The following is a 13,358-nucleotide window of genomic DNA, read 5'->3' as shown; positions in this document are numbered from 1 at the left end:
ATACCTTATGCAAAAGCAACGCTTACGAAAGACAACATTATTATTTTGGCTGTGGATAATTCCCTTATCCGGTCTTTTCGCCCAATCTGTAAACCTGGAGTTCAACTCACTGGCCGGGACAAAGAACCAACTCCCCTTTTGGTTATGGGCCAACCAGCTGGGGCAATTCGATCCGAACAGCAGTACCGTTCAAAACCTCAGTTTAAACGCCTTTCATCAGAAACAATTCGGAGACTCGGATTTTCATTTTATTGCAGGTCTTGATCTGGACCTGCTTTTGGCCGACGAAAACGATATCCGGTTCACTCAACTTTTTGGTGGGCTCAGCTGGAAATTCCTGCAAATGCAGATAGGAGCTTTTCCCGAGGAAGAAGTTTATGCCGGACTGTCAATCTCCAACGGTAACATGGCCGCTTCGCGCAACGCAAGACCTCATCCACGGATAAGAATGGGATTTAATCGTTTTGTCCCCGTATTTGTTGACTGGTTTTCCATTAATGGTTTTTACGAAGAGGGTCTTTTAAACGATGATCGTTATGTAGAAGATACTCATCTTCACCGAAAAGCACTGTATTTACGGTTAGGCAAACCGGAAACTATAGAAATAACCGGAGGTCTTGAGCATTTTGTAATGTGGGGAGGTACGCACCCTACTTATGGAGAATTACAGGGTTGGGGATCGTACTTTGATTATGTAACAGGTAGTGCAGGAGATGAAAATGCTTTGATGACCGATCAGGAGAATGTTATTGGAAACGGATACGGTGTTTACCAGGGGCAATTAAAAAAGGAATGGGAAAAAGTGCATACCACACTTTATGTGAGTCACCCTTTTGATGACCGCTCAGGAATGCAACTCGACAACTATGTAGATAATTTATGGGGATTACACTTTGCTTTTCAACAGGAGCAACCTCTGATAAAAAATATTGTGCTTGAATTCTTTAATACCAAAAACCAGAGTGGAACATATCACCTGGTTCCCGATGAAAACGGCGTACTTCAGGGCCATGGTTTAGATAACTACTTTAATCATGGAATATACAGATCCGGTGCTACCTACCAACAAATGGCCATGGTGAGTCCGGTATTTGCACCATTGATAGTTGAAGATGGGATAAGCAAAGGATTTGAAAGCACAAGATTTATCGGCTTTCATATCGGTGCAGATGGATACTTCTCCTCCGAATGGAGATGGAAAGGATTCATGACCTACAGCAATAACTATGGGCAACATGATGGTCAGGGAGGATCAACATATGATCCTTCCCGCAAGCAAGGTTCCGTTATGGGAGAAATTAGCTGGTTGCCGAATAGAAAAAAGTATCAGGTAAGAGCTTCATTGGCAGCAGACCATGGAAGTCTTTATGACAATGGAGTTTCTACTACCCGTTTGGGGGCTATGCTTTCGTTTCGTTATAGAATTAAATAATCCACAATCTTCAAAACTGTATATATAAAAAAGCAGCTCTTCCGAGCTGCTTTTGTCCTATCTGTTATAAACTATTTTCTTGTTATACATCCGGTCTCCAATTGTTATTCGTAAATAATATATTCCGGAGCTAACACTTTGGCCACCATCATTCTTTCCTCCCCAAATCAGGTTATGTGATCCATGAGGGAATACTTGTCTTTCAACAAGGCGGTTTACGACCTGTCCGGTTTGGTTCATCACCTGCACTTCTATCTTGGCATCTGCAGCCAGTTGAATATTAACCGTAATTTCTTCATTAAAAGGATTCGGATAACTTCTTATTTCTGTAGTTTCATAAGGTTCCTCTACATCCATTTCCAACAGTTTCATCGATAATATTGCCGATTCATGTTTGACAAAATAAGGTTCTCCCTTTATTAATTCAGGTTCAATGCTCATTTCCATTTGTTTCCCGGCCTGCCACAACCTGAAACTATAATTGTTACCGTCAATAAATCCTACCATTCCGCCATTATCGGCAGCCGAAGCAGGTATCGATACCAGATTTTTTTCAAAATGTTCCGGAAGCAGTGTAATAGCCCCTACACAGTTGTCGCCATCAAATACGGCCAACTCATCTTCCAGGTTTATCATTCCGGCACTAAGGTTTACAAAATTAAAGTTCATATGGTCTACGCCGTTCCCCTCAAATACCAGTTTAAAATGTGAAGTGCCAACGCTTTCCATTCTAATCGTACTCGACTTGACATAATCTTCATAAACCCACAGAGTATCCGGTGCACTTACTTTTACTTTAAAACCTCTTCCGGCCCAAAAGCTGCCAATAAAATTTTGCCAGCCGCCAAACATGCCAAGATCTTCAATTGAATTTCCCTGTTGATCCTGTACTTTTATCAATGTTCCCTTATCAAGTAACTGCTGTACGACCTCCATTCCGTCTACAACCTGCATACTTGGGAATCCAATAATGTTCCATCCACTATTCAGAATAATACCGTAGGGGTAATTTACGAGTTGTCCCGTAATATACAAACTATCGTATTCGGTAACTTTTACCTTGTATCCCTCGGCAGGATGCAGGTTCCCGATATTGTTGATCCAGCCACCAAATGTGCCATAATCTTCCAGTGAAGCACCTGTTTCATCCTGTATCTTTAACAGAATACTGGTGTTAATCAAATTACTGAAAACAAACTCCAGGTCGGTTGAATCAGGATTAACCGGTGCTGAAAAAATATTCCACCCCGGATAAAAGTCGGAAGCAAAATCAATAACGGTAGTCACCGATAACGCAACATAACTACTCGCTCCAACCTGAAATGAAGAACAAGTTATCGGAACGGACTCATTTGTGTAACATTGTTTATCAACCGATGAAAACTCTTTCTGATCATTGCACCGCCATATTCTGTAGCTTATTTCATTTCCTGGTGTATAACCGGTTCCTGTACCATCGTCAGCACCAACCACAATACTTAGGATGTTTTCTCCTTCAATCGTTTGTTCCACTTTACCGTAGCCTACGCATATAGTATCATCAAAAACGCCGACCTGGTCACCCGGTTCCAGGTCAACACCGTCAATTTTGGCATCAACTACAAAAATATTCATCGGATCGTAAACCCCATTTCCTTCCCAGATGGGGTAAAAATGTTGTGAACAACTGCTTGGCGTTTCAATGAAAACAACAGCAGAAGTTAAACATCCGGTAGCATCCCGAACCAAAACCTCATAGGCTGCTCCGGTTGGTACAACAAAACTATCAACCTCAGTATAAGGATATTTCAGAACACCATCCTGATATACCTGAAACTGATATGGAGCTGTACCACCAAATGCAGCAACATCTATTATTTCAAGGGTGTCGCCGGGAAAGGATGCAATTCCGCGTACAGAAATGTCTTCAAACAACATTTCCGGTTCAGAAACAATTACACTTACTTGTGCTTCATTTCCGGCATTGTCTTCAATAATTACCTGATAGGCTCCCGCAACCAGTGCATATAAGGTACTATCAGAAGCATCTGGCAAAACTTCTTCTTCCACAAGACTCTGTGTATCCATATCATAGACCATTACCACATAAGAATTACTGTCGGTTAGTGCCTCCGATGTTTGTCCTCCCAGTCCATAAGATCCTCCTAGTCCCCCTGAGATATTTATTACTATGGTTCCATGACCTCCATTACATAAGGCATCGGAAACCGTCTCAGAAAGCTCAAGTGGCAACAAGGTGTCCTGCTCACTACACATGGTTAAAAGTTCGTAACCACTTTTCTGAATTTGAGTTGAATCATCTATAAATATGACTTCATTTTGGAGTAGACATTGTATGGTTGGGCAACTTGTTGAATCCAGATAATTATTTTCTAAACTGATATAATTCAAACTTGAATTACATAATTCAATTGGAACGCCCCCAATCAAATCGTTATCTCTCAGATTTAGATAAGATAAACTTGTACAGTTTCCTAATTCTGTTGGAATAGTACCGGAAAGACTATTGAAATTTAAACCTAAAATTTGAAGATTCTCCAGATTCCCGAGTTCGACTGGAATATCTCCCGTAAATTCGTTTCCGGTTAATCCAAGAAAAGTAAGATTTATCAGATTTCCGAATTCTGACGATACACTCCCTGAAAACTGATTTCCGGCAAAATCAATTCGCTCTATATTATTCAGTTGGAAAAGTTCTGATGGTAGTGATCCGGATAATTGATTATCTGACAAATGTAGATTTGTTATTTGGTCCATTAACCCGATCGACTCCGGTAACAAACCAGCTAGGTTATTTTCATCTAGTTCTATTCCTGTAACCCTTCCGGAATCTACGGTTATACCATACCACGTATCAATCGGCTCAGTTGATAACCAATTTGAATCGTTGTTCCAGTTTAGTCCGTCGGTTGCGTTAAACAATGCTACCAGTGCAAGCGAATCTAGATGTCTTGAAGGAGACTCCGGAGATAAAATCACATTTTCAATAACAGAAGTATCTGAGACATTAATCACTCCGTTAGCCTCGTTATACCCTAAAGCAGAAATAGTATAGGCCATATTTGTTCCGGCCCATACACTGTCGAATACCGCGACTCCTTCGCTATTTGTAGACTTATTACCATAACCGTCAAGTTCTACTGTAGCACTAAGAATTGGATTTAAACTTGTATCAGTAACCGAAAATGTGGCATAATAAGAAAAAACTGCAATACAGCTGGCATCTGTTGTTACGCTGCCTGCCGGATAATAAGTTCCGTTTACATCCCAGTAATTGAATATTTTACCAGTTATATTTGGAGTAGGCAAAATTAATTCCCCATCCACAGCCGTACTTGCATAAAAAGCAAACCAGGCAAGATTCGTTAACTGCGTACAGTGTGATAAATCAACAATATGAAAGTTATTACCTGCCATACCATATGTTTCAACAAACCGTAGGGTTGTAGGAACAGTTACACTAGAAAGGTTTCGGTTTAAAAATGCATGGTCTCCTATACCCGTTATAATCTGGCCATCAAGAGTGTCCGGAATATCAATATATAAGAATGGAAAATGCTCTACGCTACTTACTATTTTTCCATCCTCAACCACCACATCATCATCGTTTAGCGTATAATAAATTATTGCGCTGTAGTATGTATCATCTGCAGTTACCGTATCTCCGGCATTCCAAACGGTTCCATTATTATCTTCCCACCCCTGAACTCCGTCATATGCAGAAACCGGTAAAACAAATTCCTTCAAAGTAGGAGTACCACCGCTAAAAGCATCGGTACCAATATAAGTCAGCTTTCGTATATTCCCGAGGGTTAAGCTTGATATTCCACCACCATTATTGTAGAAAGCCTGATCACCAATCGTTTGTAATGACGTACAATTACTTAAATCGACTGATTCTATTTGCGTAATCTGAAATGCTCCAAAACCAATGGATAACAAAGAGGTACAATTGGCAAAATTTACGGTTTGAAGACTATAACTCTCCTTAAATGCATATTGTCCAATGTATTTTAAAGATGAACACGCACTGAAGTCGACCGATGTTGCCAGACTACCATAAAAAGCACTAAGACCAATTGATTCTAATGAGGTACAGCCACTCAAATCTATTGCTGTTATACCAGCCTGGTAAAATACATATTCTCCAATTTCAGTTAAAGCCGGGCAGGCGTCCAGTATTAATTCGCCAACCAGATTACTTTGAAATGCATAATCTCCAATTGTTTTAAGCGACGAAGAATTCAAATTCAAATTACTGATTTTGTTACTTTCAAATGCACTCACACCTATATGTGCTAATTCATTACAAGAACTCAAATCCAATTCTGGAAGATTATTATTTTTAAATGCATAATCTCCAATTGTCTCTAACGATGTACACGAATTCAGATTCATCTCAACCAGATCATTTCCGTAAAACGCGTAAATACCGATTGAGGCTAAAGACTGACATTTTGCAAAATCGGCGGTATCCAGCCCCATATAATTAGTACCGCTAAAAGAATGATCACCAATACTTTCCAATCCGGAAGGAAAGGTTATTTTTGAGATAAAACGAAGCTTGGTTTTAAAAACCGAAGCACCTATACCTGTTACCAACTGACCATCGAGCGTATCGGGTATTACAATGGCCGTACTGGAGTAACTATTTATACAAGACGTAATAACTCCATTCTCCACTACCACATCTTCATCGGTTAGTGTATAACTTTGTGCAAAGCCTGTAGTTGCACTATAAATAATTAATAAAGCCCACAGCAATAGCTGTAGCAATGGTTTAAGGTAAAATGTGTGTTTCATTGTAATTTAATATGTTAATCTTATTGTGTACGTTTTGGGAAAAGCACGAACTCTGGTTGTTATTTGTTTGGTTTATTATTTTTTATCGAATTAAATATACATAATATCATTTTAGATTAATAATAGATTGATTCTAAATTGCACAAAATGACAAACTTTTGTTCGATTTGTATCGGATATTGAAATACTAATTATTTAAACAACGTCGGTTATTTTTTACGACATCGAACACCTATCATAATAAAAAAGCAGCCTTTCCAAGCTGCTTTTGTCTTATCTGTTATAAACTATTTTCTTGTTATACATCCGGTCCCCAATTGTTATTCGTAAATAATATATACCGGAGCTAACACTTTGCCCACCATCATTCTTTCCTCCCCAAATCAGGTTATGTGATCCATGAGGGAATACTTGTCTTTCAACAAGGCGGTTTACGACCTGTCCGGTTTGGTTCATCACCTGCATTTCTACCTTGGCGTCTGCAGCCAGTTGAACATTAACTGTTATCTCCTCATCAAACGGGTTCGGATAACACCTGACAGCTGTAATTTCAGTAAGTTCGTTTACGTCCATGGCCAGCAATTCCATTGATAATATCGCCGATTCGTTTTTGGTAAAAGAGGGCTCTCCTTTTATCAGATCCGGGTGTATACTTACTTCCCGGTATTGCTCTGCCTGCCACAACCTAAAGCTATAATTATTGCCTTCTGTAAATCCGACCATCCAACTTCCATCAGCTGCAGAAGCGGGTATCGATACCAGATTTTTTTCAAAATGTTTTGGAAGCAGGGTAACAGCCCCCACACAGTTATCGCCATCAAATATGGCCAACTCATCTCCCGGATTAATCATTCCGGCACTTAGGTTTACAAAATTAAAGTTCATATGATCTACTCCGTTACCGGTAAAAACCGGCTTAAAATGTGTAGTAGCAACGCTTTCCATTTTAATCGTACTCGACTTCGCATAATTTTCATAAATCCACAGGGTATCCGGTGCACTTACTTTTACTTTAAAACCTCTTCCGGCCCAAAAGCTGCCAATAAAATTTTGCCAGCCGCCAAACATGCCAAGATCTTCAATTGAATTTCCCTGTTGATCCTGTACTTTTATCAATGTTCCCTTATCAAGTAACTGCTGTACGACCTCCATTCCGTCTACAACCTGCATACTTGGGAATCCAATAATGTTCCATCCACTATTCAGAATAATACCGTAGGGGTAATTTACGAGTTGCCCCGTAATATACAAACTATCGTATTCGGTAACTTTTACCTTGTATCCTTCGGCAGGATGCAGCTTCCCGATATTGTTGATCCAGCCACCAAAAGTGCCATGATCTTCGAGCGAGGCACCTGTCTCATCCTGTATCTTTAACAGGATACTGGTGTTAATCAAATTACTGAAAACAAACTCCAGGTCGGTTGAATCAGGATTAACCGGTGAAGAAAAGATATTCCACCCCGGATAAAAATCGGCTGCAAAATTGATTGTACTGGTAACGGACAAAGCTACATAACTACTCGCTCCAACCTGAAATGAAGAACAAGTTATCGGAACAGACTCATTTGTGTAACATTGTTTATCAACCGATAAATATTCCCGCTGATCATTGCAGCGCCATATTCTGCAGCTTATTTCATTTCCTGGTGTATAACCGGTTCCTGTACCATCGTCAGCACCAACCACAATACTTAAGATGTTTTCACCCTCAATTGTTTGCTCTACTTTACCGTAGCCTACGCATATAGTATCATCAAAGATGCCGATCTGGTCACCCGGTTCCAGGTCAACACCGTCAATTTTGGCATCAACTACAAAAACGTTCATCGGGTCGTTAGGATTACTGCCTTCCCAAACGGGATGAAAATGTTGTGGACAAAGATCAATGGTTTCGATATATATAACAGTTGAAGCCAAACATCCATTAGCATCTTGTACGATTACCTCATATTCTGCCCCTGTTGGCACAACAAAGCTATCAACATCGGTAGACGGATACATTAAATTTACATCTCGATATACCTCGTACCGATATGGGGCTATTCCTCCAAATGCAGCTACATCAATAATTTCAAGCGAATCGCCGGGGAGGGTTGCAATACCGCGTATGGAAACATCTAAAAGCAGAGCTTCAGGTTCAGAAACAACGACAGTGATTTGTGTATCATTACCGGCATTGTCTTCAACTGTGACCTGGTATTCCCCAGCATTAAGTAAAAAATTGGTGCTATCAGATGCATCATGAAGAACTTCTTCTTCCACAAAATTCTGTGCCTGCACATCATAGATCATTACAACGTAGGAATTACTGTCGGTTAGTGCTTCCTCAAGTTGTCCACCCAGGCCATAAGTTCCTCCAAGCCCTCCTGAAATATTAATTTCAATACTTCCTTGTCCTCCATTACAAGCTGCATCAACAATATTGACACGCGCTTCCAGTGACAGTAAGGTATCTTGGTTGAAAATAGTGACATAATTCGACACAAAATCGGTGAATGAATCACCGGGCGAATAGGAATTACTACTATCATCTTCGTAGTGAGAAAAGTCCTCCGACATGTGAGTCGGGAAAGATATTTCCAATAGATCCGGATTTGCAGAAAAAGCACTATTCCCAATTTCTTCAATATTGCTTTCGGTCTGAAACAGGACCTCCGACAGATTATTTGATACAAATGTCTCGCTGCCAATTTGAAGAACAGAAGCCGGAATAAACAAGGTATCCAGGTTATTGGACTCAAAAGCATTGTCGTAAATGTAGCTAAGCCCCGGACAGACACTTAAATCAATATTAGTAAGCGAATTGTTTTGAAAGGCCATATTCCCGATCGAAATCAAAGTTGAGGGCAATTCGACAGAAGTAATTCCTTGAGATGAAAAGATACCTGCCCCGATACCTGTAACCAATTGATCACATAAAGTATCCGGAATAATGATATCAGTAGTCGAGAAATCATAGGAACAAGCTGTGATGACTCCGGCACTATCTATGCTTACATCGCTACCGGTTAAAGTATGAATGGATTCAGGACTTCCGACTTTAAACTCAATAGAATCTCCAATAAAACCAACATCGTAAATGCTCAGTGAGGTTTGTGTCCCGTCAGCCAATAAAGCCAGCGGATCTGAGTTCTCGTTTATCAGCATTCTTCCTTCATCAGCTGAAAAAGTAGCATTAGCCCAACTTCCGTTTGGAGCATTTTCGGTAACGCCAGGTCTTAAAACATACAATTCATCAGGTGGTCCATTACGATTGCCGCTAGTAACAGCGGTATTTACACGATACACCAAAAGACCTTCATCATATGATGCGGGTAATTTCGTATCGTAACCAATCTTTTTCCGGTACTCAACCATAAAAAACTCATCGGTAGATTCGGGCACCGGAATCTTATAGCAGGCAAATGAACTGTTACCTACCGCAGGAAGTTTATAGGTACCACTTTGTGTTATTTCCGGTATTTCATTAAACCAGTTTCCATACTGAAACTTCATCCAGGTTAGCATATGTTGTGCATAATCCCATGCCATTAAATCCCAGCCTGCCACAGGATAAAGATCATTAGACTCATCACTGTAATGATACAGATCCGGTGCCCCAAGTGTATGAAACATCTCGTGACACAACACAGAAACATCTGTTACCTCACTTAATTGGAAATTATATTCCCAAACACGGTTTCCCGATATGGTAACGTTATAGGAATATAATGCCCATTTATGAGGCCACAACAATTCACTCCACCCCTCGGTGGTCCCCTGAACAATAAAACAGATATTATCGACATATCCATCATCATCGGAGTCAAAATTTGTTCCGCTGGACTCAAGTTCATCTTTCACTGAGTTTATCGCATTTTCCAATAAGGTATGTTCCCGCTCGGTACGTTCCGCATCATCCACATAACCAATAAGGTTGGTAACCGAATCATACGGCACATAGTAATCCCGCACCTGTGCATCCTGATAGGATACAACAGAACTATCAGTTGAGACAGGATATAAAGATGAATAAACATCGAGCTGCCCCCCTGATACTTCAGAGAAATATCCACGCATTGAAAAGTCCTGTCCGTTAAATTGATCTTCGTAAAATGTATTATCCTCGGTAAATTCCTCCTGATCGGCAAAACGAATAAATATTACGATATTGTTGTAATCTCCGGTTTTAGGTGCATAAGAAATATCATCAATCATTCCCGATTTTAATGTTCCACGCTCAGGAATAACTTTTAAGCCCGGATCAATTCCAACCGATGCAGGATCAACACTCCCGACTATATAGGAGGAGACAGATAGCTGGCCATCTGCTATTATTGCATAAGCATAATAGCCCGTTGTCTTATCTCTAATTATGGTGAAATTATTTGCATCGTGTAGCCAGTTATAATACTCATCGCCACTGGCAAAACAATTGATTTTTTCTCCTGATGGTTGCGTTATAGTAACTGGAACATTGCGCAAATATGCAGCCTGAACATTACTCATTACTCCAAACAAAAGAGAAATAAGCAGGGGTATAACTTTTTTCATAGACTAATTTAGTTTGGTCTTTAAAATTTTGTTTTGATGAAAGTACTAACTTTTTGATAAACAAGAAACAACATATTTATTTCTGTTGGCAATATCCAGTCTCTTCTTTCTTCTACAGTTAGATCATCAGCATTCCTCCCCAAACAAAATTGATTTAAAAGTATAGAGATGTTTTACTAAGTCAATTGATTTGTAATAATTCGTCTGAACTCATTTTCACTCTATATCCTTTACCCGGCTCAACATCGCCAATAAAATTCTGCCATCCGCCATAAATACCCAAGTCTTCTATTGCATTTCCTTTTTCATCCTGCACTTTTAACAAAGTGGTGTTGTCAATCAATGGTTGAAATAAAGATTTTGCATCGACAGCAACTTCTCCAGGATACCCTATGATATTCCAACCTTCTTCTAACGAAATGGAAACAGGAAGCGTTACTCGATTTCCAAAAACCTTAATGGAATCGGTTTCGCTCATACTTATTTTATAGCCTTCTTCCGGATTTAAATCACCTATGTCATTTTTCCAGCCACCAAACACTCCCTGGTTTTCTATGGCTAATCCTTTTTCATTCTGAATTTTTATAACTGTCCCCCTGTCTATCAAGGGTTGAATGATGTGCATCAGATCTAGCGAATCAGGATAAAGGTTTAGTGAGAAAAGGTTCCATCCATTCTTAAAAACCAGAGTTTGGTTTTCTCGACCTTCCAGTACTTGTAACGCCCCATCAAAATAATCGGAAACCACATTTTGGCTGTTTACATCGCTCAAAACTACATTTTGAAGCTGTAAAGGATAAGTGCCCAAAGATACTGACGGATCAACGCCCAACGCAATACTAATAAGCTCGCCACTTGAGCCGCTATAGGTATTCAAGCTACCCGAGTACGATATAAAGCGAAAAGTGTTGTTACCTATATCGCTAATGGCAAGACTATGACCGTTAGAACGATCGGACAAATGAGTTGAGTTTTTATTTACCGAAATACCCCCTGGCAATACCAAGTCGAATTGAAAGGCTGATATTTCCGAGAGATTATCCATTGTTACTGAAACCAAACAAGGTTCTCCCTGTCGGGCTATTGCATCATTAATTTTTAATTCATCCGGATTATACGTTTCTCCGTTCATTGAAAAATACACCGGATCGCGCTCCGAATAATTACTTCTGATCACCAGCTTTCCATCAAAGCTCCCTTCTTGTTCTGAACTGAAGCGTATCATCACACTTTCATTTCCTGAAGGAGGGATAACCATTGGCAGTTGCAACTCCGGCAAAGTAAATTTTAATGATGTGGATAAAATGGAATTAACCTTAAGAGTATCATCTCCATAATTACGTATGGTAAAAGAATAATCGGCAGAATTTAGTACTGAAACTTCTCCGAAATCATACGACGTACTACTTAGTGAAATATACGGGGACTGTATACGAACATTTGCGTTGAAATAGTCAGAAAGGATATTGTCTGCATTTTGATCCGCAATTATGGCATTGGTTATTGTCAGCGGATAATAACCTCCGTTCCCTTCCAGAAACAAGTCGACTGATGCTACCTGACCATCTTCTCCGGTGAAATTATCATTGCTGCCTGAAAAGGCTGCGATAATCAACTTGTTTTGGGTAGTGTCTGCTTGTATCAGATGATCGGTTTCTCGTCCTGAAAGAGCAGCCGAACCGGGGACAAAAGTAAGCTCTTCGGGAAGTACAATTTCGGTTTGAAAACCGGTAAAAGGCTCCATGTTATTGATCGAAATGGGAAGTGTAACCGTGAAACCCGACCTGCCAGACACCGCTCCCAAATGGATCTCATTCACGGCAAAGGCAAGTGTTGAAAGTTGAATGGTCTTAACCGGATTGGCAGGGCAATCTGAAGTAATGCTGATCTCACCTTCTTTTAATCCTTTTTCCGTGGCATAAAATGTAACGGTTCTTCCAAGCGAATTTCCTGCATCGAGAGTAAATGATTCGGTAGTGCTTAAAGTGTAATCAGCGTCTGAAACTGACAGCCCCGAAACCGACAAGGTACTGTTACCCGTGTTTTGGATTGTAAAACTGCGCGAGCTTTCCTGTAAAAGAGGTATTTCGCCGAAAGCTATCGAGGTGGTTGATACCGTTATTTCAGGAGCTCTTAATATTATAGTACCATTGTTGACTGAGGATAGCACGTCTACGCCATCGCTTGCAACAAGTGCATTCTGAAGCTCCAAAGTATAAGTTCCCGGTTTGGTTTCCGAACTCAACTCCAATTCTACAATTGCCCCACTCGTTCCATTAAAAACAGCTTCAGTCGTTGAGTAAGCAATACAACGTAAAACATTTCCATCAATCAATTCCCACGAAAAATCATGTCCGTTTTCACGGCCTGCCAGTTGAGCACTTTGATCAACCAGCGAAAAATTTTCAGGAATGATCAGATCAAACTGAAAGGCAGAAAAAGTCACGTCGTTTGAGACGGTGATCTGAATTGTTTGAGTGCTGTTTGCCTGCACTTCATAACTGCCTGCACTTATAATTACGGTAGCCGAAGCTGATAAACACCAGCCTGACAGAAGTAAAAGTATTGTTAGTATTTTAAATTTCAT

General features: G+C 40.1%; 4 protein-coding genes. 1 reads left to right on the top strand and 3 read right to left on the bottom strand.

Features of this window, described 5'->3' with window-relative positions; genetic code table 11:
* Positions 1-7: 7 nt before the first annotated feature.
* Positions 8-1,432, top strand: a complete 1,425-nt coding sequence (locus SLH46_RS08805; RefSeq protein ID WP_320280804.1) for a capsule assembly Wzi family protein — start codon at positions 8-10, stop codon at positions 1,430-1,432.
* Between the two features lie 57 nt (positions 1,433-1,489).
* Here the strand turns inward: SLH46_RS08805 and SLH46_RS08800 are convergent, their stop codons facing one another.
* The 3 genes from SLH46_RS08800 to SLH46_RS08790 form a co-directional block, all read right to left on the bottom strand.
* Positions 1,490-6,235 (bottom strand): leucine-rich repeat protein, encoded by a 4,746-nt coding sequence (locus tag SLH46_RS08800; RefSeq protein WP_320280803.1) that lies wholly within the window; start codon positions 6,233-6,235, stop codon positions 1,490-1,492.
* A 273-nt stretch (positions 6,236-6,508) separates the two neighbouring features.
* Positions 6,509-10,771 (bottom strand): M6 family metalloprotease domain-containing protein, encoded by a 4,263-nt coding sequence (locus SLH46_RS08795; protein ID WP_320280802.1) that lies wholly within the window; start codon positions 10,769-10,771, stop codon positions 6,509-6,511.
* 181 nt (positions 10,772-10,952) lie between these two features.
* Positions 10,953-13,358 (bottom strand): choice-of-anchor D domain-containing protein, encoded by a 2,406-nt coding sequence (locus tag SLH46_RS08790; RefSeq protein ID WP_320280801.1) that lies wholly within the window; start codon positions 13,356-13,358, stop codon positions 10,953-10,955.

Origin of the sequence: Draconibacterium sp. IB214405, from assembly GCF_033963885.1 — a bacterium.
In the GTDB taxonomy this organism is placed as follows: domain Bacteria; phylum Bacteroidota; class Bacteroidia; order Bacteroidales; family Prolixibacteraceae; genus Draconibacterium.
This window is presented reverse-complemented; position numbering and strand designations above follow the sequence as displayed.